Annotated in this window: 22 protein-coding genes and 4 pseudogenes; 10 read left to right on the top strand and 16 right to left on the bottom strand. The window is 51.1% G+C overall.

Annotated elements, in window-relative coordinates:
- Positions 1 to 484: 484 nt before the first annotated feature.
- The 4 genes from EPA93_RS14930 to EPA93_RS14915 are packed head-to-tail and all read right to left on the bottom strand — an operon-like array spanning position 485 to position 2794.
- Positions 485 to 958 carry an inorganic phosphate transporter gene (locus tag EPA93_RS14930; RefSeq protein ID WP_277988893.1) on the bottom strand — a complete coding sequence of 158 codons (474 nt, stop codon included), beginning with the start codon at positions 956 to 958 and terminating at the stop codon, positions 485 to 487.
- Positions 959 to 992: 34 nt separating this feature from the next.
- Positions 993 to 1259, bottom strand: coding sequence for an inorganic phosphate transporter (locus EPA93_RS14925; protein ID WP_129888282.1), 267 nt, complete (start codon positions 1257 to 1259; stop codon positions 993 to 995).
- Positions 1260 to 1889 (bottom strand): class F sortase, encoded by a 630-nt coding sequence (locus tag EPA93_RS14920; protein ID WP_129888281.1) that lies wholly within the window; start codon positions 1887 to 1889, stop codon positions 1260 to 1262.
- Positions 1886 to 2794 (bottom strand): DUF4397 domain-containing protein, encoded by a 909-nt coding sequence (locus EPA93_RS14915; protein ID WP_165423118.1) that lies wholly within the window; start codon positions 2792 to 2794, stop codon positions 1886 to 1888. The genes EPA93_RS14920 and EPA93_RS14915 overlap by 4 nt, the downstream gene beginning before the upstream one ends.
- A 406-nt stretch (positions 2795 to 3200) precedes the next feature.
- Between EPA93_RS14915 and EPA93_RS14910 the strand changes: the two genes are divergently transcribed.
- The 9 genes and pseudogenes from EPA93_RS14910 to EPA93_RS14870 all read left to right on the top strand — a co-directional run bounded on the left by EPA93_RS14910 (position 3201) and on the right by EPA93_RS14870 (position 11003).
- Positions 3201 to 4025: a ferritin-like domain-containing protein gene (locus tag EPA93_RS14910; protein WP_129888279.1), complete on the top strand. Its 825-nt coding sequence runs from the start codon at positions 3201 to 3203 to the stop codon at positions 4023 to 4025.
- Positions 4026 to 4107: 82 nt separating this feature from the next.
- A complete protein-coding gene (locus tag EPA93_RS14905) occupies positions 4108 to 6108 on the top strand; it encodes a L,D-transpeptidase (RefSeq protein ID WP_165423117.1) in 2001 nt (666 codons plus the stop codon).
- A gap of 14 nt (positions 6109 to 6122) precedes the next feature.
- On the top strand, positions 6123 to 7583 hold the full coding sequence (locus tag EPA93_RS14900) for a serine/threonine protein kinase (protein ID WP_129888277.1): 1461 nt from the start codon (positions 6123 to 6125) through the stop codon (positions 7581 to 7583).
- A gap of 727 nt (positions 7584 to 8310) precedes the next feature.
- Entirely contained in the window at positions 8311 to 8694 is a 384-nt protein-coding gene (locus EPA93_RS14895) for a DUF7779 domain-containing protein (protein ID WP_479723990.1), read from the top strand.
- A gap of 12 nt (positions 8695 to 8706) precedes the next feature.
- A pseudogene (locus EPA93_RS14890) lies at positions 8707 to 9087 on the top strand (tetratricopeptide repeat protein); the annotation flags it as partial.
- A gap of 201 nt (positions 9088 to 9288) precedes the next feature.
- Complete coding sequence (locus EPA93_RS14885; protein ID WP_129888274.1) at positions 9289 to 9699, top strand: hypothetical protein; 411 nt, start codon at positions 9289 to 9291, stop codon at positions 9697 to 9699.
- Entirely contained in the window at positions 9624 to 10256 is a 633-nt protein-coding gene (locus EPA93_RS14880) for a hypothetical protein (protein WP_165423116.1), read from the top strand. Before EPA93_RS14885 ends, EPA93_RS14880 begins: the two co-directional genes overlap by 76 nt.
- Positions 10257 to 10390: 134 nt before the next feature.
- Entirely contained in the window at positions 10391 to 10753 is a 363-nt protein-coding gene (locus EPA93_RS14875) for a hypothetical protein (RefSeq protein ID WP_129888272.1), read from the top strand.
- Positions 10754 to 10787: 34 nt separating this feature from the next.
- Positions 10788 to 11003, top strand: a complete 216-nt coding sequence (locus tag EPA93_RS14870) for a hypothetical protein (RefSeq protein WP_129888271.1) — start codon at positions 10788 to 10790, stop codon at positions 11001 to 11003.
- Positions 11004 to 12208: 1205 nt separating this feature from the next.
- Here the strand turns inward: EPA93_RS14870 and EPA93_RS50920 are convergent.
- Together EPA93_RS50920 and EPA93_RS14855 are read right to left on the bottom strand one after the other, a co-directional pair.
- Complete coding sequence (locus EPA93_RS50920) at positions 12209 to 12322, bottom strand: hypothetical protein (protein WP_422877878.1); 114 nt, start codon at positions 12320 to 12322, stop codon at positions 12209 to 12211.
- Between the two features lie 93 nt (positions 12323 to 12415).
- Entirely contained in the window at positions 12416 to 12907 is a 492-nt protein-coding gene (locus EPA93_RS14855) for an SRPBCC family protein (protein ID WP_129888270.1), read from the bottom strand.
- Positions 12908 to 13305: 398 nt separating this feature from the next.
- Here EPA93_RS14855 and EPA93_RS14850 point away from each other — a divergent pair.
- Positions 13306 to 14719: pseudogene (locus EPA93_RS14850) on the top strand (ISL3 family transposase); the annotation flags it as partial.
- Positions 14720 to 14732: 13 nt separating this feature from the next.
- Here EPA93_RS14850 and EPA93_RS14845 read toward each other — a convergent pair.
- The 10 genes and pseudogenes from EPA93_RS14845 to EPA93_RS14805 all read right to left on the bottom strand — a co-directional run bounded on the left by EPA93_RS14845 (position 14733) and on the right by EPA93_RS14805 (position 21672).
- Positions 14733 to 15065 carry an MFS transporter gene (locus tag EPA93_RS14845; RefSeq protein ID WP_129888269.1) on the bottom strand — a complete coding sequence of 111 codons (333 nt, stop codon included), beginning with the start codon at positions 15063 to 15065 and terminating at the stop codon, positions 14733 to 14735.
- A gap of 50 nt (positions 15066 to 15115) precedes the next feature.
- Positions 15116 to 15550, bottom strand: a complete 435-nt coding sequence (locus tag EPA93_RS49700) for a hypothetical protein (RefSeq protein ID WP_242527407.1) — start codon at positions 15548 to 15550, stop codon at positions 15116 to 15118.
- A gap of 162 nt (positions 15551 to 15712) precedes the next feature.
- A pseudogene (locus EPA93_RS50915) lies at positions 15713 to 15781 on the bottom strand (hypothetical protein); the annotation flags it as partial.
- Between the two features lie 34 nt (positions 15782 to 15815).
- Positions 15816 to 16271: a galactosyltransferase-related protein gene (locus EPA93_RS14835; RefSeq protein WP_277988892.1), complete on the bottom strand. Its 456-nt coding sequence runs from the start codon at positions 16269 to 16271 to the stop codon at positions 15816 to 15818.
- A gap of 485 nt (positions 16272 to 16756) precedes the next feature.
- Positions 16757 to 17668, bottom strand: coding sequence for an LLM class F420-dependent oxidoreductase (locus EPA93_RS14830; protein WP_129888267.1), 912 nt, complete (start codon positions 17666 to 17668; stop codon positions 16757 to 16759).
- Between the two features lie 149 nt (positions 17669 to 17817).
- A pseudogene (locus EPA93_RS50910) lies at positions 17818 to 18008 on the bottom strand (helix-turn-helix domain-containing protein); the annotation flags it as partial.
- A gap of 12 nt (positions 18009 to 18020) precedes the next feature.
- Positions 18021 to 18164 (bottom strand): hypothetical protein, encoded by a 144-nt coding sequence (locus EPA93_RS48385; protein WP_165423115.1) that lies wholly within the window; start codon positions 18162 to 18164, stop codon positions 18021 to 18023.
- Entirely contained in the window at positions 18164 to 18907 is a 744-nt protein-coding gene (locus EPA93_RS14815; protein ID WP_129888265.1) for an O-methyltransferase, read from the bottom strand. The genes EPA93_RS48385 and EPA93_RS14815 overlap by 1 nt, the downstream gene beginning before the upstream one ends.
- A 165-nt stretch (positions 18908 to 19072) precedes the next feature.
- Positions 19073 to 20419 carry an NAD(P)/FAD-dependent oxidoreductase gene (locus EPA93_RS14810; protein ID WP_129888264.1) on the bottom strand — a complete coding sequence of 449 codons (1347 nt, stop codon included), beginning with the start codon at positions 20417 to 20419 and terminating at the stop codon, positions 19073 to 19075.
- Between the two features lie 44 nt (positions 20420 to 20463).
- Positions 20464 to 21672, bottom strand: coding sequence for a cytochrome P450 family protein (locus tag EPA93_RS14805; protein ID WP_129888263.1), 1209 nt, complete (start codon positions 21670 to 21672; stop codon positions 20464 to 20466).
- Between the last annotated feature and the right edge of the window lie 145 nt (positions 21673 to 21817).

Raw genomic sequence — 21817 nt, 5'->3', positions numbered from 1 at the left:
TATACCAGATAGGCAGCGATTTTCCCAGGCCTATTTTCCTCGTCTGAAGAGACAGGGAAACAATCCCATTATCGACCATTTTCTGGCACTCACAGTTCAGCTTTTCTTCGCCAAGAGGTCATCATCTCCGTGAGCATAAAACTTGTGCTTAGAGTAGTCAAAAAAGAGGACTTTGGCGGGTCTCGCCGCAGCACGAGTGAGAGGACGAACGGAAGGTAGGCCAAGAAGAATCTCTGAAGGAAAAGTTGCTCTGGCTCGACATCTCTATCAGGAATCCAAGCATTCCGTTTCTGAGATCTCTCGTTCAACACTCTTCCGCTATGTGAGAGAAGGTAAGAACAAACCCGGACACAGGCTTAGCGGAACAAATCAGAATCTCTTTATTACTCGCTTGCCCTTAGCGGAATCTATCGGGGAAATTATGATGGGACCCCTAGTACCAGGCAGCATCAGCCACGATGCGAGCCGCAGACTGCCATTAGCGCTAGCGGAAGAAGACCGCCAGCAGTACATGAACACCCCGACTCCCGTCAGCGTAATCAGCCAGGCCAGGGACATATCGCGTACAGTGCGCCACTGCACCGCGCCCACGCATGCCTTTGCGCAGGCTGATCCCAATGATCGCGCCACTACTCACATGGGTGGTGGAAACCGGCAGCAAGAGTGGTGAGGCCAGGCCGACCAGCAACGCCGTTGCCAGATTCGCGGCAAACCCCTCTTGATGATCCATCTTTGTCACCTTTTCTGCCAGCGTGCGCGTCACCTGCAACCCACCGAGTGCGCTGCCTAAGCCGACCGCTGCCGCACAGAGCAGGAAGAGCCAGAACGGGGGCGTGTGCAGGGGGCCATGCAAAGCGAAAAAGGTCACCCCCAGCGCAGCGATCTTCGGCGTATTGTTGAGACCGCGTGTAAAGGCGGCAATCCCGCTGGAAGCCCAATGCAGGCCACTCAAGCGCACGCGCGTAGAAGCCGAGTGAGCAGCCAGAAGAGAATCACGCCCAGGAACAGTGCCATGACTGGACTGAGAGCAGGGGAAGAACAATTTTGGTGAGCAAGTTCACCCAGAGAATCCGGTTCAGACCAAAGGCCAGCACGCCGGTGGTGACGATTGCGCCCGTAATGGCGTGGGTGGTGGAAACTGGGAAGGCCAGGCGCGTGGAGAGAAAGACCCAGGCGATCGCGCCTCCAACTACCGCGAGGGCAAAGATGAGCGTCAGATGGACTGAACTGACCAGCAACAGTTCTCGCAAGTGAGCCAATTAAGATGACGATCTTTCCAGCACCGTATAGACAACGATGCGTTGTGTCGTTTGCTGTTGGCTAGGTATCCAGTCGCCGGAGCAGGTGATGAGATTGAGATATGCCCCACCTGTATTGGCAAAAATCTCTTGCACGGGAGCAGCTTGCGGTGTATAGAGTGCTACCCGGATGACACGAAATTGCATGGCTCCTCCTGACGCCATTTGGACAATGACTTCGTTTCCAACAAAAAGCGTATGCAAGGACCAGAAAATGGCTGGAGCACCTCCCGGACGGTCAAGATGACCATCAATAACTGCACTTCCTAGCTGGCCCGGGATGGTACCTTTTGCATACCAGCCAACATCTTCCCAGGGACTGGCTTCAGGCGTGCCCAGATCTCCCGTGGCCTGAATACCAACCTTTTCAATAGCGGCATGGATTTTGAGTGTGGGAATGAGCAAGCGTTCCGGAATATCCTGAGCTGGTACAGTTGACTGTACCGGAGAATGAGGCTGCTTTGTGGCTGCCGGCTGGATAGGCTTGTTTCGCTCGACAGGCAAACCACAGGTAGCCATTCCACTAATAAGATAGAGACAGCTGATCCAGAGGAGAAAGGAACCTGGTTGACGCCATATCAGCTTCCTCAATGCACCGTCTCCCTCTCGATTGGAGACGCATCACTAACCATTTTCGTTGTTGGAGCGGTAGGAGTTCGCCGGCAGGCGACACTGATACTAGAGGTGAAAGCGCCCAGCAGGACAAGCGCGATGAGCACCCATGGCCATAGCAGAGATGCGGGCTCAGCGGCTGACGATAGGGGTGCATTTGGATCACTTCCCGTTTGTGGCATGCCAGGTATCCCTTTTTCCTGTGATGAAATCATCTGGAACCGAGGTGTGCCATCTAGTTTGCCAACCGCGAAAATGCTGGTTACCGTCCAGGGCTGCAAAGTGATCGAAATCGGCACAGTGACATCTGCCGGAGCTAGCTTGACATTGAATGTATAAGTTCCAGCAGTGAATAAAACGTAATTGCTGACTCCCAGATAGGGGAGTGCATCTACTATCAAATCACTCCTGGTTGTCACCTGAGCCTTTCCTGCCCCTGGAGAGAGATGATAGATGCGGACTTTGGCCTTGTCACCAATAACGCGATTATCGTCTTTGACAATATCCAGGGCAAATTTCGTCTGTTTTGTACCCAATGCCGCGACCGTATAGGCTGCTCCCTCCTGAACTGAGAGCGTTTGAGTAATGGTCGCGGCATTGGGCCCCTGACCAATAAGTGCGATCTGAACTTCGTGTGTCCCGGCCGGCAGTGCAACGTACTTGCTTACCGAAGCAAACTGAAAATTGCTGAGTAGCTTTTGACCATCTACAAAAATATCGACGGTCCCGATATCCGGCGAGGCATGAATGAGACGAATAAACGACATGGATTTCGCGGAAACCGATGGTGACAACCCATCGTCCAACGCGAGAAGTAAGAACAGACTACAGGCCAGACCTATACTCAAGAGAATCGTGGCAAGAGGCTTTCGCAACTTCATCATGAGGCGCTCCTCACTAATCATGCTATTTTTATATATCTATGTATCAATACGACAGGATTTCCCTTCTGGATCATCTTGTTATTGGCTGGAATATGACAACACAAATACATAATTCTAAATCTTCTGTAATCCATTCACGGCTATCCAGCGTAAATCTTTTACGGAAGCTGTATCTAGCGATACAAGTTCAGGCTTCAGAAAAAGTTTATAAGTCTAGTCGATAGATAGAGTGATTATATCGGTTAAGTATTGTATCGCTAGATACAGTTTGAGATCATCATAGCCTGACAATCTCTCGGCGTAGATAATGCTGCGCCATCGGTTAAGTGGTCACGGCGCGCATGGCTGCTTGGCGGATTTGAATGTACCACCGCCTGAAATGAATTTCTTGAAAGGATGAAAACGCATGATGAAAGGGCGTACCAAGAAAGACAGTGCAACTGCCAATTTATTGGCATCGTTTGCCAGTGCACGATCGCGTCGAGCAGTGCTGAAAGGAGCAATCGCAGGCGCAGCCGGAGTGACGGCAGGTGCAGCTGGTTTCGCGCTGACCCCATTATCGAGCATGCCCGCATATGCAAAAGCCGTGAATTTTCATGCAACAGCAGGCAATGTCCAAACCACCGATACTGCCGCTACCATTTTGACGGTTGCACGTACTGCAGAACAACTGGCCGTGACGTTCTACAGTAATGGTGTCGCAAATGCCGACAAGCTGGGATTGAAAGGCAACGACCTGGAGAATATTAAGGCTGCTCTTGTCGAAGAGCAGATTCACCAGCAGTTCTTCGCTGCTAATGGAGGCTCGTCGCTGGCTGAAACCTTCAGTTTCCCAAAGGGTGCTCAGACTTTCACCGATCTCAAAACCTTCATTGACACTCAGCAGCAGCTCGAAGGTGTTTTCGACTCAGCATTCCTGGCTGCGATCTTCGAGTTTGCTCAGATGGGGCGGCCAGACCTGGCTCAACTTTCTGGACAGGTCGCCACAGTTGAGGCCGAGCATCGCGCATTGGGCCGTCAAATCGGAGGACTCTCGCCGGCTGATAACTGGGCGTTTTCACCAGTTCTGCTGGCAACGGTTGGCGATGCACCCGCTTTAGTTCAGAAAGCAGGCTTTTTGAGTCCGAGCTCGGGCAACAGCTATACCTACCAGGAGGTAAGTATAGAAAATGCCGGTATCGAGCAGCGTAAACCTTTTACAGCCAGCTCTAGCGTCGTCGGAAACGGCTAAATAAATATTAATCGCTCATTGTGTGGTGGGCCCAACCCCACACAATGAGCTCTGCTTTAGAGATAGACAAGGAGGGATGGTTATGTCACAAATCTCTGTCCCGCCGCGTTTTTGTACCCAATGCGGCGCTGCTGTTGCTCTCCCACAAACCTGCTGTGATCATTGTGGGGCAGAGCTCGATATGCGCCGGTGCCAGCCAGACGACGCAACCATAAAAGCTTCTTCACTTGACTCCGACGCCACGATTAAAGCCTCTTCGCGTCTCCCTGTCTATCTTTATGCGCAAGCGGCCCATAGGGAGGCTACTGGGAAAATTTCGTATGACGATGTTACACAGCATCAGCAACATGAACTACTTTTGCCTAAATCACAGCAGAAACACAAAAAGTCCGTTCAGCTCCTAACACTGAGAATTGCTTGTATAATTAGCCTGCTGCTGCTTCTACTCGTCCTCCTCAGTGAGGCATTCAATCATGGAAGCAGTGTACTTGCTCAGCAGCAGGCCGAGAAAAGCAAGACACAACTCGATCACCTTATTAGCAGTGCGCAAGTCGCTGGTGTACCCACATATTACTTACAGTCAGTTATAGCTCAGAAGCGACAAACGAGCAATGATGCCGTACTCCTCACTCTGTTTGCTAATCCGCTGGGCATTTCCCTCTATCAGCGCCAGGCGCAGCAGTATCAGCGGCTCCAGAAGCTCATACCAGGCATAGTGCAAAAGGCAAGTGAGCAGCTAAAAGCGCAAGCTTTGCAAATGCTACAAAGCTTGCAAACACGGCTTTCTCAGGAAACGAATACTTCTGGAAATATCCATTACTTTTCACAATTGTTTAGCCAGGATCAGTTGCGTATGTCTTCAGCACACAGCCCCAAAGACTATATAGCGATCAGCCAGGATGCACGAAATGCAGTAACTTCTCTCAATTTGATGACATCGACCAATCAGCAACTCAACGATCTTGGTGCTACGTTGAGTAGGATGAACGCTGCGCACTTGGATGTAACGGCGATGCAGCAGCAATATCAACACGATGTCTCGCTTTTCAATAGCGCAACCCGGCCTGAAGATTTTCAAGATCTCACCATACAAATTCAGATACAATATCAACAGCTACTTGTCAGTTCTGCACACGCTTTTCCTTATGTCAGTGCGGTGATGTTAAACGAGCTGACGACGAATATTCAAACGCTACGTACATATGGGATAAATCCAGCTCCCTATCAGAAACGTCTTGATGCAGACCAACTAGCAGATGCACGGGCCAGGACGCTTCACGATCAGTTGATTTTCTTAAAGCAGATCGATGCAGATATTGGCTCGATGTATAGCGATTTGACACGTGGTGAGGCTAGTTACACGGTAAAGCAGTTTCACCACGAGGTGGATGCCTGGAATAAAGCCCATCCTTATTATGACAGCTATGATGGACATAGCTACGCGCTAGACAATGGATATATGCAGACGGGTATTGGTGGTACTCTCGATAAAGAGCTGGCAAGCGCTCATACCGTAAGCGACTATGGGACTGTGATTACAGAAGCAAAGAATGCGCTTTTTAATCTCCATATGCTGGAGGTCGATTCTAATGATCACCATTCTTTTGATACGGTCCATAAGACTGATGAAGAGATGCTCATACACTACCATCTGGAACAGAAGCAGGTGTTGATGGTTTCCCTTGTAGAGCAGTCTCTACGGGTCTATCAGCAGGGAAAACTCGTGAATGCTTATCAAGTCACAACCGGTCGTCAGGAACTCCCCTCACTTCCTGGTATCTGGGCTGTGCTCGATCGCAAATCGCCAACTATTTTCACGGCAGGCGAACCCAGAAATTCGCCATACTGGTTTCCTGCCACACCTATCAGCTATGCGATTCTGTATCATTACGGCGGCTACTTTGTGCATGATGCGCCCTGGCGTGCAAGTTATGGACCGGGAACACAATTTCCGCACCTGGACGCCAGTGGCAATACACCGTACAACTTTGATGGCAGCCATGGCTGTATTAATTTACGTGAGAACGATGCAGCCTGGATATACAAGCACACCGATTGGAATACAGTGATCGTCATTTATTAGTAACAAGGTGCAGCATGCCACAGCAGAAAACAACGCTCTCTCCTGGCGATAATATACTGGAGCGCTACAAAGTAGAAGCTTTTCTCGGCGGCGGCGGTTTTAGTTCTGTCTATCTTGTGCAGGATTTGCAGGCCAGCAGGCAGGATGCCGAAGCAGGAGAGGCGTTTTTTGCGCTCAAAGACCTGCGAACAGAGGATGAGCACGAAAAGGCACGCTTCATATTTGAAGGCGAAGTGCTTCGACGGTTTAGTCACCCGGCGTTGCCCCGTCTCTACCGTGTGCTCGAAGATACGGAACGTCGGCGCGTTTTTCTGCTACTGGAATATATTGAAGGGCCAAATCTGGAAACATTGCGACGTACAAAACCAGAAAGACGCCTTCCCTGGCAAGAAGTGCGTACGCTGCTTGTTCCAGTGGTAGAGGCAATAGAGTATCTTCACGGGCAGCGACCACCTGTTATTCATCGTGATATCAAACCAGCGAATATTATTGTTCCACAAGGAAAGCGGCCCGCGGTACTTGTCGATTTTGGTATTGCCAAAGAATATGAAATGGATGCGACGACAACAGCGATACGCCATTGCTCGCCTGGCTATGGCGCACCTGAGCAATATAGTGGGCTTGGCACAGATCAGCGCACTGATATTTATGGTCTGGCTGCGACCTGCTATACCTTGCTATCAGGCCAGGTTCCTACCGATGCATTCTATCGGACCACCACATTGGCAAGTAAAAGGGAAGATCCGCTTCTACCGCTCAACAGGGCAGTTCCAAATGTGCCAGAGCAGGTCAGCAAGGCCATCTCCCAGGCCCTGGCGATTGGACAGGATCAGCGTTTCTCGACGGTGGAGGACTTCTGGCAGGCCTTGAACGCCTGTGAAGAAGGATCAGACCAAAAGAAGAAGTATGCTCTGTTGCATGAGAAACCTTCTATAGATAAAAGCTCATTCTCACTCCCCGCTACCAGCTGTGGTAAGCGCCAAGATCATGGGAAGCCCAAATGGACTCTTTTCTGGGCCACCTTGATAGCTTTGGTGCTGATTCTCTCTTTGCTATTTGGTCTGGGACTGCAGACAATGGGGGGGTTCAAGACCAGTACGCGAAAATCCGGCACATCCCCAACTTCGCAAGCTCCCTCTAACCTGCGAGCATCCTCATATAGCGGAACGATCTATGATGTCGCTACCAATAGACCAACGCCAATGTCATTGACAAACATTGAGCAACACCTGGCCGAGATCAGTGGCACATTCTCCGGCCTGCACACGACTGGGGCCTGGAAAGGCGTACTTGATACCTCAAAACATATCTTTTTTACAGTTTCGGGAAGCCAGGCTCATGCTCCTTTCTTTTTTCAAGGCTCGATCCGTGCTGATGGCCAACTCGTGGGTAACTATTGTACCCTTGACCAAGCTGGACAATGTACCAGCGGTTATGGCATATGGAGTGTGTCACCAGGTACGCTGGGTAAATAACATCTTACAAGCTGACCATGCAAGCCGCCAGGCATGTCATTCAACCAGGTTGAGCGAGTTTTTTAGTGAAGGATGAGCGTTTCAGCGAAGATTGAGCAGGCTTATCGGGTGCCCATGCCATAGCTATTTTCGCCTTTTCACGCGCAGAAGCTCAAGATGTAAATCCTTTGGGTGTAACTTTGAGATTAAACTGCTGATTTTTTGGTAATTACTCTGTGGATTTCGCCTCTTTGACATAGTGATCTTTCCCCGCTTTGGTGGCTCTTGCGCAACTTCCGTGCTCTCATCAGGATGACCTGCGCTCGATGGCCAAATGAGCGCACGTCTCTTCAAACGAGGGGAAGACATCCCAGAAGCCACGGTCGCCCCTATTGCGCCGTTGGGATTGGAGCATTTTCGCCTAATCGGCGACTCCCATTTCGCCCCGCAATCTTGGCGTTCCCTGAAAAATCTGCGCCCTTTACGTTTACAAGAAGAGGAGGAAAGCGCCCAAACGGAGAAATCCGTTCAGTAAACCACCGTTTCCCCAACTCAGCTATAGAGAGCAGGAAAGGGCTCCTATGAGAGAAGTAGAAAAACAGGCTCTTGCAGCCTGAAAGGAAAAACACTATACTCTTGCGAGACGGTTCTATTCTCAATGAAAAGAGGGTCAAACGAGACACATGAAAACGCCATTCGCACCAGTTGAGGTCTTCTATTCAAAGGCGCGGCTTTTTGGCCTGCGTCTCTGCAACAGGCGGTAACTGATCCTTTCCAGTTTCAGCAACTCATGGCGGACCTGCTCAGGTTCTCCCTGGTGAAGCGCCTGGTGGAAAACCAGACCCTCAGTATTCATCGTCTCGTGCAGGCAGTGCAAAAAGATCGGATGGACCATGAGACACGACGTCACTGGGCAGAAAGGGTGGTCCGAGCTACCGATGCTGCATTTCCTGATCACCCACAAGATGTCGCCACTTGGCCTCAATGCCTTCGGTATCTTGATCAAGTACAAGCATGTTATACATTGATAGAAGACTATGCATTTCTCTTCAGTGAAGCGGCGGCGGTCCTCCATCGCACAGGTCTCTATTTCCTTCACCATGCTTTCTATGCCCTCGCCGAGCCGCTGTAACAGTGTGCCCTCTCGATCTACGAGCGACTAGTAGGGTCAGGGCATCCCGACACAGCTGCTATTCTCAACAACCTGGCAACGCTCTCTGATGCCCAGGGTCGGTATAGTGAAGCCGAGTCATTGTACCAGCGTGCTCTCACGATCTGCAAGCAACAATTAGGGGCAGAGCATCCCAATGTGGCAATCTGCCTTGACAACTTGTCAAAGCTCTACCTCGATCAGGGGAGGTATAAGAAAGCCGAGCCATTGTGCCAGCGAACCCTCGTGATCTGCGAGCAGCAATTAGGGGCAGAGCATCCCGACACGGCTAATCACCTCAATAACCTGGCGGGTATCTACTGCGCACAAGGGCGCTATAGCGAAGCGAAGCTGCTGTACCAGAGAGCTTGGTAAATGTCCTACGAAGAGAGACGATCAGGCCCGTAAACATGGAACATTGCCCTCAATCTTGAACACTGGGACAAACTTTCCTGGAAAAACCGCTCCCTGTCAGGTATGCTTGTTTCTAAATCTGTAAATTGCATGCCTCATTGCAGGAACTGATAAACCATTGGTATTGCGGAAGATGGACGCATCTATCAGGCGAGGATGTGAATGCGCGCACCGGAAGTACAGGGCATTGATCTGTTCAAAATAGCGGGCCGCTCCATTTCAGGATGGGTTCCCAGTCTCAAAACGGGCACCGTGATCAGACAGCCATTTTGTGGCCAGCTCGAAGAACGCTTCATGCTCTGGCTTGAGTATCACCCTCTGGTTGCCAGCTACGCGCGTGATGACATTGGCCCGAAGTTTGCCACGAAGTATCGACTGCCGATTCCACAACACGCCCCGTTTGCGATTGGCTACACGTTTGAGAACACCCCCATCATTACCTGCCCGATTTCGTGGGCACGTTGGACGACGGAACACCGTTCCTCGCCGAGGCGGGCATGGAGGATGACAAACGGAGAGATCGTAACCTGGTCAAAGCTGAGGCCGCACGATGGCTTGCCAGCTTGCAACTAGGCACTTTTTGGATTGGCACGGAGCGTACCTTAACGAAACGTCGCCACTACAATCTGGTCTTTTTGCATGCTAGACGCAAAACGTTTCCCGCCTTTGCTGACATTGCCGCTGTCTTGCCGGAGGTCTGGTCTTGGGGAGAAATGGCCGAAGTCGGCGAGGTAGCAAGCCGACTTTCACACCAGTTTCCCGCCGATCTGGTGGAAGCAGCGATCTGGAAAGTGGTAGCAGATGCGGCGGCAGCGGGACATCTGTTGCTCGATCTGGAGCAGTACACCCTCTCGCGCATGCTTCCTCTGGCCTTGCTCCCACCTGATGCTCCGGGGCTGGTGCCCTCTCCGCTTCTGCCTGAACCAGAGACGACAAAAGTTCTCACCACCTTCCGCCCACCGTCCTCCCTCATTGCTGGTCCAACCTTTGATGCCTCAACGCTTCCAGAACCACAGCGCGAGCAGTTTCACCGCAATCTGCGGGCGGTGGAACAGGTGCTGGCCGGAGCCACCCAGAGGCGCGTCTCGGAAAAAGGGGTATCTCGCGTTCGACGCTTTCACGGTTGGTGAGCAGGACCCGCGAGAGGGGCCAGATCGCCTGTGTATCTCACGGTAGCTATCGAAGAGCCTCGCACCTGCATCCGGCCTTCGCCGAGTGTATCCGTCGGTTGTTTGGACTGCCCACACGGCTCACCATGAAGGCCATGAGCGAGCATACTGAAATGCAGCAGGTCGCGGCACGCTTATCGAAAGAAACGGGAACCCCCATGAGTCTGCCCTCCTACAAGCAAGTGCGCACTGCCGTACAGCATTTGAAGTTGGACCCGGATCTGATGGCGATACGCGAAGGGGCCAAATCGGTGGCACGGCCTCGCGAGTCTGCTGAGTCCTTTGTGCTCTCCATCCCGGCACTGGCCCTACTCACGGAAGGCTCGATGAGCACACGATGGACCTGTATGTGGTCACTCCTTCTGGTGAGACGGTGGCGAGCCGTGTGCATGCAGCAGTGCTCATCTGTGTCAAAACGGCAGCGATCCTTGGCGCGGTCCTGGCTTTGGGACCACTGAAGGAAGAGGACTATATGCGCCTGGTTAGGTCTGTATGGAGAGGAAAGATCACCTGGTTGGGATCAATGGCTGTGAGCATTCCTGGCCGTGTTTTGGCAAGCCTGCGATTATCTTTCATGACCGAGGAAAGATCTTCACCTCCGAGCGTGCCCGCCAAGTGCTGGTGGATCGTCTGGGCATTATCACGGAACAGGCCCCCCGTACGCGCCATCCGCAAAAGGAACCGTCGAATCGCTTTTCAGGTGGATGACGCAACGGTTTGAAAAGAGACTTCCCAACTCGTCGTACGGTATCCACGATGCCGAAACGGCAGCGCAAGCGGGGGCATGACGAATGATGATGAACAGGCGTTAGGTGACCAGCTGTTGGCAGCGCTGGGCCTGTCGATCCGAGGACATTGGAGCACGCGCAAGCCCAAACTCATGGGACACTTGCACCAATACGGCACCGAATTCCTCATTGTCGATGATGCACACGATCTCTCGCTCGAACACCTGATGTTGCTCAAGGAAGTGACGGATCAGGGGAAGTTACAGTACGATCATCCGCTTGAGTTGTGCCTGGTAGCAGCAGGGCGCGGGGACACGATTCCCTTGAAGGAAACATTCGATTTGCCTGACCCGACATGGCTGCAATTCCGACGACGCTTCGACAAATTGCAACCTTTCTGTCGCGTAGCTTCCCATACCTCCGACGAAGTGCGTACCATCCTGGCAACCCTGGAGCAGGTGTACCAGCCCCTCTTTCCGCAGCTTAACATGCGCCAATGGACGAGCAGTATCTATGGCTGGCTCACCAATCCAGTCCTGGACCCGACCCACTCAGGCCGTGTCACGATGGACAATTTGATGAAGTTGGTAATGACGGCTCTAGAATGGTCGTATTTGGCCGGGGACACGGAAGTAAAGGCCGAGCGATTCAAGTCCGCCGCAGAACTGCTGGTCCTGCGCCATGATACACTCAAGCTCATTGATGGAGCAGGTCCAGAGGCCCTCCCCCAGGAGCAAAATCAGGCAGACGTGCCGGGTGTAAATGGAAAAGAGCCCGAACAGCAAGCTGTCGAAGATATCGCCGTACCGAACGCGCCGAGCACAGTAGAAACGGTGGAAACGGCGAAAGTACAGGAAGTCACGGGCAAAACAGCCGGGCTTCACGTTCTCAGGCGTGGTTCGTATCGATCTGCAACGGTTTACCAACAGCAGCATCCACCTGGTGGAATGCCCTGGCTGTGGAAGAATGCGTTCGCTTGCCCCGGTCAAGGGTATCCTCCGGTTCAAAGCGTATCCCCCACGCAAGCAGCAAACCCCATTGACAGCAAAGCGTTGGTCAACCACAGGAAAAACAGACTGGGATGTGGTTGGGGGGAAATGATGGTGAAAGACAAGGAGAGGAACTTGCAAGTACTCTGTTCTACGGGAGCCTTTACCCGTAGTTCTGATCCTCACAACCACGAGGCTATTTTACGATATACTCAGGAGTTCGTTGCAGATGGCTTAGATCGTGCTTGGGGTCCTTCCAACGATAGCCCTTGCGGCTCAACAGCGCCCGAAAACGAGTGTAGCTGAGCAATATCCCGGTCGTTTCCGTCAGAAGACGTCGGACCGGGCGGCGTGAAGCTCGACCGTCAAACGGCAGCGAGGATCCGCTGCCGTTTCCAGCGGCTCAGCCCTTCCCTTCGCGGACGTCCTTTCCATGCTCTGCGAACGCCTTGAAGTCCTGCATGTGCTGTTGCGACTGCTTGCGGAATGAGCCGGGCATCAGGAGCCCCACCAGCCGCATCAGCAAGCCGCTGAACCGGTATTCGCTCTCGCTCACCCAGAGCGTCCTATCCGGACCGGCCTCGGTCAGCCGGTCGCGCACGACGCTCCACATGCCCTCAACGACGATCTCTCGGTCGAAGTGAACGACGCTCCCTTTCGGGATCTCGCGTAGGTCAGCCGGTTCCCGGCGCGTGATGGTCTCGGTGCCCTCGATCTTCTGCTTCCCCATCTGCATCACGACCCGCGACTTGGTACCGACTTGCCCGTGCACCCCACTCAGCGGCTCGTGCAGCACCAGGCCCCGCAGCCACTTCGGCAGGTGTGCCGGGTCGGCGAGCAGCTGGATCACCTCCTCTCGCGGCATGGCGATCTCGATCGATACGGTGTACTTCATGGCGGAGCCCTCCAGGTTCCAAAGTGTGGTCTCTACTAGTCTTTTGAGTATCATAGCATTACAGAAAGCAGAAAACTTCTCGAATATTGCTCTCCTAGGAACAGCGCCAGGGGCTGGCTTTTTTCCCCGTCTGCGCGTGATATGAGGCACCACTCATCCCTGCCAAGCATCACACAGCGGGGTGTTAGTACATCTCGCGCAAAACCATTACCAGTCCACATGGAAAAAAACGGGCGAGATCGGTTCGTGTGATGCGAACGCTCTGCCATTTCATTTGCTCTTTCTCCCTCTTTCCATCTAAAAGAGGCGAACACGAGGACGAACCATTTTGTCGTGAATTTACACATGTCGAGAGCCGTGACCCGCTCCAGAGGCAGCTTCTCAAGTGACCAATGGTTGTGCTGCTCAACATTCAGGTGCGCAAATGCTTTTGTGATGCAGCCGACTGTGCCCGAAAAATCTTCATGGAGCGTCTCACGCCCTTCGTTGACCCCTTTGCGCGAGTAACACAGCGTTTGTATCAGATCGTGCAGATCATCGGCTTGGCGACTGGCGGGAGGCTTGGCGCACGTGTCACAGATCGGATGGCCATACAGATCTCGCGCCACACCATTCTCCGGCGCATCATGGCGCTGCCCACAGAGCCAGTTGGACAGGTGTCACAGATTGGCATAGATGACTTCTCGTTCAGGCGTGGACGTAAGTTTGGCACGATCATCGTGGATTTACGAACGCATAAGATCCTGGATGTACTGCCAGATCGAACGGCAGACACTTCAGCCGCCTGGATGCAAGGGCACCCGGAAATTGAGTTGGTGAGTCGAGACCGAGGAGGTGACTACGCTGCTGCCGCCAAGAAAGCCGTTCCAGGCGCTACGCAAACGGCAGACCGTTTTCATTTGCTCAAAAACCTTGGTGAGACTTTGGAGGGCGTCCTCTCACGTCATCTTGCCGCTCGTCGGCGTACTCAGGTCGAAATCGTCTCAGCCACACCCTTGGAGACAGAGCAACCGAAACTGCCGCCGAAATTGAGTCCAAAGGAAATGCAGGTGAGCCAGGCAAAGCGAGAGGAGCGCCTTGGCCAATACCAGCAGATCGTCGCCTTACGCAAACAGGGCTTCTCGCAGGCAGCAATTGCTGAGCGAGTCGGGGTAGCCCGCACTACCGTCTCGCGGTGGCTGGCTCATGGCACCTTTCCCGAACAACAACCGCGCCCGCGAAAAACCCGCCTTGATCCCTATCTCAAAGAGATTGCTCAGCGCTGGGAAGCCGGCTGTCACAACATCGCTCAATTGCATCGGGAGTTAGTCGCTGGTGGTGCCCCTCTCACCTACAAGGTCGTGTACAAGCAACTAGTTCGTTCTCTTCCAGAAGGACGAAAGAATGCCCAAAGGCCCGATCAGCTTCCACGGCCTCCTGCCTTGGCACGACAAGCCGTCTTCCTATTTCTTCGCCGCGCCTCCAGAATTGGATGCCGACGAGCAAGAAACGCTCGCTCTGCTTCGGCTTTTGCACGCTGAGGTGGATCAGGTGTATGTGCTCGTTCTACAATTCGCCCAGATGTTGCAGACGCGTACTGGAGAGCAGCTCGACGACTGGCTTGAGCGCGTCAAGGCAAGTCAGATCCGCGAATTGCAGGGGTTTGTTGCTGGAGTAGAACGAGACAAAGCCGCTGTGGTGGCAGGACTCACGCTCCCTCAGAACAACGGTCTGGTCGAGGGACATGTCAACAAGCTCAAACTCATCAAGCGGATGGGGTATGGCAGAGCAGGATTTGCATTGCTGCGTCAACGGGTTCTCCATGCCTTGTAAGACGAAAGGAATTTTATAACTGTTCCATGGTTAACAGGTGGAGTGTGTAGCTTATAGGAACAGAACATAAGAGGAGAATACGAACAACATTCGACATAATCAGCAATGGACGACGTTTTTGGCGATCAACCCAAACCCCAATGAAGAGTCCGAAGAGGATAATGGGAATCGTATCTGTAGCTGTTAAAATTGCCATTTGAAAAGCAGATGCGTGAAGAAGGGTAACAGCAGTCAGAGGAAAAGCTATGAGTGTCACCTGCGAACCAATGCTAGAAACCGTTTCTCCGAACCAGAGTTTGAGAAAATCCCAATTATGCCAGATTGGACTAAAGCGAAAACGCAACATACATTTCACCTTTTCCTGACGAGGCTAGCCTCTGCTTTACAACAAATAAACTAATGGAAGAATATCATTTTTTGTTGCGTCTGTAACATCTGCCCAATATCTTGATAGTAAATATCGAGATCTCCAGCATCAATCATATGTTGAAATGCTAGCTCAGTGACAGCATGCTTAATTATGAGAGAACACATTGCCTCAATGCGCCGGATGGCTGCCTCAATAACCTCTTCAGGGGAAAAGAGAGAGCCATAGGCTACACAAAAAAGCACGAGGCGCTCGTATTGCATTGATGGTTGCTCAAGACCAAAAGACTGTAATTTTGGGTGATTTGAAAGAGGAATAAAGCGATAAGCAGCACAAGCTACATCCCAAATACGAGGCGCTAGCCCAGCTGTGTCGAAATCAATCAATGCGTAAGGTTTTTGTTGACGAAAGAAGCAGGCTCGTTCAAAATGGTGTTTGAGTGGTAGTTTAAAGAGGAAAGTCAAGAGAGCATCGTTGGCATCGAGAGCCTGGGCAGCTAGTAGTTTTGTTCGAGCGAGTTGAAAGTGCCCTTGGGCAGCCAGGGCCAATCCTTCTTCAATTACAGCACTAGTATTTTGTGGTTCACTTTGCTGAATATCCTTTAGTACATCTATTGCCTGCTCATATATACCTGAGGCACATAAAGCTTGAGCATAGAGTAGTTTGTAAGAACTGTTTTCTGGTTCTTGCTTAATAGTAAGGTATAATATATCAATAGCTTCAGTATATCTACCAGTGCATAGAAATATCTGCCCGCTTGAAATGGATGAGATAACGCTTTTTTAAAGGGAAGAAGATATTTCTGATCAGGAAATGAAGTGATAGCGGACGACGGGAATGGGATGGTATGAAGAAAGAAGGTTGTACCTGTTCACAGACTTGCCGTGTCCAACCTTGATCAGCCGCGGAAAATGGCATCTGTAAGACGTCCAGATAAAGACGATGATTTTGTTCTTTCTCTTGTGTTTTATGAATGCTTCGATCATTGTGACTGATATGAAAACCGGCTGCAGAATACACAGGAACTATATAATTCCCTAAGGCAAAAGCTTTCGCTCCCATAAGAGTATCTTCGCTCCCCCAGCCTCGAAAACGTTCATCAAAACCGCCAGAAAGGATAAAATCGCTACGCTTCATGCTGAATACCCCCCCAAACCATATAGGGAATATCCCAGGATCGACCACGTATGGGGGATATATCCTCTTATCATTTCCTAAACGTTTCAAGTGATCGAAATCGCGGATGCTCCTTAGCCAGCCAATCCATTTATAATTAAGGCTGAATAATCATTGTCTCGAACAGCACATTGTTGGACTAAGGTTCGTTGATATATTTCTCCCATTAGTGTTTACTCACAATCCCATTTAGTAATACTGATTGATCAGGTATTACAGAGCCAGGCAATATGACCGTATGAGAAAGGTATGCTTGCTCTATCCGGCTATCTTTCTCATACGATAGTGGATCATATCCATCATTGTGCGAGCATCGAGCGGAATTTGGATAAGTAAGTGGACAGTAAAACGAGTAAAAGAGATATGTCCACCAAAGGAACAGTGCCTACTCCGCTCTGTTGGCCGTTTCAAGCTCCCTAAACACTCATCCGTTGAATGATCCGCAATTTTACCCAACGTGCGTACAATGCTGTCCTGCCATTTCCTAAACGCTGTCAGCGACCTGCGACCTCGATCTTCTCTACCGCTGGAATGACTTCGGTTGCTAGCAGATCGAATGTCTCAAGGTCGTAATACTCCGAAAACATGCAGAGGATGACTTGATCGATACCTAGCGAGGCCAGGAAGGCGCATCGCTCAATGGCAGCGGATGGAGTAACAGTACCAGGGCGACCATCACGGCTCACATGCATGGTCTCAAGGATGCTTTTCTCGATCTGCTCGTAAGGCCGACCGATAGCCTGACAGTGCTCTTGCATAATTGCCAGTTTGCGCTTTATTTGCTCATCGCCGAGCACCGGGACGTTCGGAATGTTCCAGGCATCAGCGTAGCGAGCAACCAGGCGTGGCGTCTTGCGTTCACCAGTTCCACCAATGAGAATGGGTGGATGAGGCTTCTGAACGGCCTGTGGGGAATTAAGCGGGCGATCGAGTTGATAATACTTTCCACGATATGAAGCTTCGTCGCCAGCCCACATCTGAAGAGCGATTTGAAGTGCTTCCTCTAATCGTTCAAAACGCTCGGTCATAGGTGGGAAAGGCACACCCAATCCACGATGCTCCGGTTCATGCCAGGCGGTGCCAATGCCGAAGTAGGTACGCCCATGTGAGAGGACATCCAAGGTGGTAGCGGTTTTCACCAGGATGGCGGGATGACGATAAGTGACGCCGGTAACCAGGGTGCCGAGTTTGATACGATTTGTGCAAGCGGCGGCAAAGGCGAGGGCGCTCCATCCTTCGAGCATTTCTTTTTCAGCCGGGCCGACATTTTGAAAGAAGTGATCCATGACCCAGAGGCTGGATAAGCCAGCGCATTCGGCTCGTTGGGCGAGGAGGCCAAAGTTGTCGCCAAGATGAGCCTGTCCTTCGGGCCAGGTGAAATTCGTAACCTGAAGACCAATTTGCATGAGAACTCTCTATCCCTTCTTCAGTACATTACAATCATTCGAGGACAAGGAGAATATCCAGAGTTGCCTCTGTTCAGCTGTTATGATAGACCAGCAGGAGAGAGAGTTCTGTCGCATTTTTGGGAATCTTGTTGAAAAGCGGGGGAATGTCAGGATTGCCGCCGATACTGACGTGGGGTCACTCCCAGGTGACTTTTGAAGGTGTGGGTAAAGTGGCTCTGGCTCTGAAAGCCCCATCTAACGCCACCTGGCTCAGAGACAAGTCAGTTGTCTTGAGCAATTGTCGGGCCTGCTCAAGACGTTTGCTCAACACAAACTGATGAGGAGTCACTCCTGTCGTCTCTCGAAAGAGCTACGCAAAATGATAGGGGCTGTAGCCAATCTGCCGAGCAAGTAGCTCCAACGCCAATCCCATTTGTGCTAGCAGTGGGTCCTGGAAGCCGGAAAGCTCCTTATGCTCAAGGCGAGCCGGGAATGAAGGGGAAGGTCGTAACATCAGGCGTAATCAGCATTTGCCACACCCGTTTGGCTTGGGGCTTCTCGAACCACAGAAATTGTGAAGCCGTCAGTGAAATTGTTGTCTATGGCAAGAGCTAGAGAAAGCAAGCGTGGATCGCTGCTGGCGCGTTTATTATACTCGAAGAGTCCCTGCTGGCGTTCATTTCTTTCGGCCTTCGCGCACAAGGCAGCGCCTCCTGCGATGGTGTTATCGGCGACAATAATGCTCCCGGGTTGGGTCAGGCGCAGTGCCCAGTCCAGGTAATGGGGATAAGGCTGCTTATCGGCATCGATGAAGACAAGATCAAAAGGCGCTTCGTCAAGCAGATGAGGGAGCAGTGCTAATGCGTTACCAACCCGTACCTCGGTCCGATCCGCGACGCCCGCATGCATAAAGGTACGTCGTATCAGCTCTGCATTTTTAGCATTAATCTCCAGAGAAATCAAACGTCCATCAGCAGGAAGTGCGCGCGCCAGCCAGATACCGCTATAGCCAGCCAGGGCGCCAATTTCCAGAATTTTGCGCGCGTGACATGCTGTGGCTAAAAGTTGAAGAAGTTTCCCCTGAATGGATGAGATTTGGATCTGCGGTAAACCCTCATCGCGAACGAGAGCCAGGGCTTGTTGCAAGCCTTCATCTTCAGAGGCAAAGAGATAGGCAATAGCTGCCTCGATTTCTTGTTGTATTTTGGCCTGCTGTTCATACGTTACTTTGTCTTTATCACCATATTTGTTTATCATTGCTTCTTTTCTCTATGGTAATCTGGCTCAAGATAAGCGGTTCAAGCACAAACTTGCTGCTTTAGAGTCAATTTCCTCGTCAGGAAAAAGTTCGTGGAATGAACTTTATGATTACGCATTGAACTACAGAACAGATGTGCCAATGATGGTGCCTATCGTTGTTTCCTAGAACAACGGACGAAATGCTGAGGCCGTAAGGCTTCCAAGATGACGATGCCAGATATGCTTCTCATTGCGTTCAACTTCTGACACAATATCTTTCATCATCCTGAGTACCTCGGGTTCTTCTTCATCATACACATCACCCTGAAGCAACTTTAACACCTCAAGTCGATACCGCTCATTCTGGACAAAAGCAGTAAAAAGCACATTAAGGCGATAGTACACAGAAATAAACTCATACCAATTTCTTGTACCCCGGCGTAACGTTGTCTCGAACGCTTCAAAGCTCTGCTTACGGAAATCCCCTTGCTCAGCAGCACGTAGAATAGCTGCACTGGCAAAACGAGCGCTATTAAGGGCGATACTTACCCCGGTCGAGAAAACCGGATCAACAAAACGAGCAGCATCTCCAAGCAACAGGAAATGATCGCCACAGATCTGTTTCATAGCATAGCTATAATCCCCCTCTTCACGCAACGGCCTTACCTGGCAAGCATCTCTCAGTCCTGCGGCTAGCTCTGGACGGCTCTCCAAGCAGTGCCAGAAGAACGCCTCACGTTCTTGTCTAGAACGTGCAAAATTCCTCTTTTGCGTCACAACGCCGATACTTGTCACAGTCTCAGTGATAGGAATTTGCCAGACCCAGCTATTGATGAGTGGCAAAAAGTGAATAAAGATAAAATCTTGCTGCGCTTCATTGCGTGTAAGAATACGGCGATCATATCCTTCAAACCAGGTATGCAACGCATATTGGTCAAAAACGGGATCTTGTACACGCAGTTTGAGCTGATTTCCCAGTAAGGTACGCCGCCCGCTGGCATCCACTACCATCCGCACCTTCACCTTGCTCATTTGCCTGGCAATCATAAAATGGATGCTGGGATAATCGTCATCAGCAAACTCAACCGATTGTGCCTGTATTCCTTCATAGATTGTAGCTCCCTTCTCATTGGCATGTTGGAGCAACAGGAGATCAAATTTACCTCGATCGACGTGGAAGGTATAGTTTCGATCTACGCCAGGCTGGCTACGTTCATCAAAGCGTACGCCTGCATAACAATCAGCCTCCAATCCTTCCCACTGCATGTTGTAGATCGGTCCCCTATCAGCGGCAGTCCAGGCTGCTCCGTACTTTCGTACAAAACGAGCTTGATCCATCTTTTCTAACAACCCAAGGTCTTTTAACACGCGTGTCGAAGAGGGAACAAGCGACTCTCCCACGTGAGGGCGTGGAAACAGCGCACGCTCAAAGAGGACGCAGGAAAGACCAGCTTGAGCAAGATAAGAGGCCATGGCCGATCCTGCAGGGCCTCCACCAATAATACCGACATCGAACTCAGCTTGTTTCATGCGATAATCTCCTACAGGAAGGATAAAAGGAAACGTTTGCACCTTTAGAAGGTGACAGGGAGAGCTGCCAGAGAACGCAAAGAACCCTGATCTCGCCAGATAAGCTGTGTAGGATCAACTGCCAGACGAATATGAGGCAGGCGACAAAGCAAAGTTCCTATCGCAATTTGTCCTTCCAGCCGTGCTAGAGGAGCTCCAAGGCAGTGATGAATACCCTTCCCAAAGGCGAGGTGCGGATTCTCTCGACGGAGAATATTCAACGTTTCGGAATCTGCAAACTGTCGTGAATCCGTATTGGCTGCGATCAAAATACCCTTGACGATCTCTCCCTTGCGTATAAGCTGACCATGCATGGAAACATCCTCGCGAGCCCAGCGTTGTGTAAGGAAACTTATCGGGGCAACATAGCGTAAGAGCTCTTCAATAGCTGAGGGAAGCAATGTTGGATCTGCCTGAAGCAGATGCATCTGTTCTGGATGTTCCAGCAAGGCCAGCAGCCCATTACCAATCAATGTGCTGGTTGTTTCATATCCGGAGGTAATCAACAGGAAGATCAGGGAAATCAGTTCGTTTTCATTGAGCGTATCAGTAGTGTTTGCTGCTTCTACTAGTGAGCTTACGAGATCATCGCCTGGGTCTGCGAGTTTCTCAGCAATGAGGGCAGTAATATAGTTGTAAAAAGCCTTCTCTGCAACTCTAATGTCTGCAAACGCAGGAAATGCACCCCTCCAGATGCGTTGTGTCCAGTTACGTACGTTCTGACGATCCTTTGAAGGAATACCTAATATTTCTGAGATGATGGTGAAGGGAAGCGGAAAGGCAAATTCTTCGATGAGATCCATCTGACCCCGAGAGTGGACGGCATCAATCAGCTCATCAGTGATTTGTTGGACTCGTGTACGTTGCCGTTCGATTGCGCGTGGCGTAAATGCCTGCGAAACCAATACTCGTAGGCGAGTATGATCAGGAGGCTCCAGAGTGAGGAGATGCCGATTCCAGTCAAGTGGGAGAGGTGGGCAAGGGCTCTCGTCGTTGGGTCCTGGTTCATTGGCGGCAAGAGCTACTTTTTCTCTATCCAGCGTAAAGCGAGGGTCTTTCAAAATTGCCTTCACATCAGCGTAGCGCGTTACAATCCATACCCGATGCCCCCTCCAGATAAGATTTGTAAGAGGTGACGTTTCGCTTAATTGTCTATATAGCGGGTATGGATTGTATTTTTGCATTAATATTTCATGCAAGCCTATATTTTCCATACCGTATCGTCTCCTTACTTTTGTTTTCTCGTTGGAAACCAATAATTCTATTCGGCATTATTTAGTGTAGCAATAGGTGATGTATCCACAACCAACGGAGCCGAGTAAGATGAGCGGCCAGCGCTACCCGAGCGCATCCAGGGAG

The sequence above is a fragment of the Ktedonosporobacter rubrisoli genome (assembly GCF_004208415.1).
Classification (GTDB): Bacteria; Chloroflexota; Ktedonobacteria; order Ktedonobacterales; family Ktedonobacteraceae; genus Ktedonosporobacter; species Ktedonosporobacter rubrisoli.
The sequence above is the reverse complement of the archived record's forward strand: the minus strand, read 5'-3'. Positions and strand labels throughout refer to the sequence as shown.

Coding starts and splice junctions, on each gene's coding strand:
- EPA93_RS14915 (WP_165423118.1), bottom strand. CDS start 2,794: ATGATGAAGTTGCGAAAGCCTCTTGCCACGATTCTCTTGAGTATAGGT.
- EPA93_RS14910 (WP_129888279.1), top strand. CDS start 3,201: ATGATGAAAGGGCGTACCAAGAAAGACAGTGCAACTGCCAATTTATTG.
- EPA93_RS14905 (WP_165423117.1), top strand. CDS start 4,108: ATGTCACAAATCTCTGTCCCGCCGCGTTTTTGTACCCAATGCGGCGCT.
- EPA93_RS14900 (WP_129888277.1), top strand. CDS start 6,123: ATGCCACAGCAGAAAACAACGCTCTCTCCTGGCGATAATATACTGGAG.
- EPA93_RS14885 (WP_129888274.1), top strand. CDS start 9,289: ATGCGCGCACCGGAAGTACAGGGCATTGATCTGTTCAAAATAGCGGGC.
- EPA93_RS14880 (WP_165423116.1), top strand. CDS start 9,624: ATGGAGGATGACAAACGGAGAGATCGTAACCTGGTCAAAGCTGAGGCC.
- EPA93_RS14875 (WP_129888272.1), top strand. CDS start 10,391: ATGAGCGAGCATACTGAAATGCAGCAGGTCGCGGCACGCTTATCGAAA.
- EPA93_RS14870 (WP_129888271.1), top strand. CDS start 10,788: ATGGAGAGGAAAGATCACCTGGTTGGGATCAATGGCTGTGAGCATTCC.
- EPA93_RS14855 (WP_129888270.1), bottom strand. CDS start 12,907: ATGAAGTACACCGTATCGATCGAGATCGCCATGCCGCGAGAGGAGGTG.
- EPA93_RS14845 (WP_129888269.1), bottom strand. CDS start 15,065: ATGTTGCGTTTTCGCTTTAGTCCAATCTGGCATAATTGGGATTTTCTC.
- EPA93_RS14830 (WP_129888267.1), bottom strand. CDS start 17,668: ATGCAAATTGGTCTTCAGGTTACGAATTTCACCTGGCCCGAAGGACAG.
- EPA93_RS48385 (WP_165423115.1), bottom strand. CDS start 18,164: ATGTTACGACCTTCCCCTTCATTCCCGGCTCGCCTTGAGCATAAGGAG.
- EPA93_RS14815 (WP_129888265.1), bottom strand. CDS start 18,907: ATGATAAACAAATATGGTGATAAAGACAAAGTAACGTATGAACAGCAG.
- EPA93_RS14810 (WP_129888264.1), bottom strand. CDS start 20,419: ATGAAACAAGCTGAGTTCGATGTCGGTATTATTGGTGGAGGCCCTGCA.
- EPA93_RS14805 (WP_129888263.1), bottom strand. CDS start 21,672: ATGGAAAATATAGGCTTGCATGAAATATTAATGCAAAAATACAATCCA.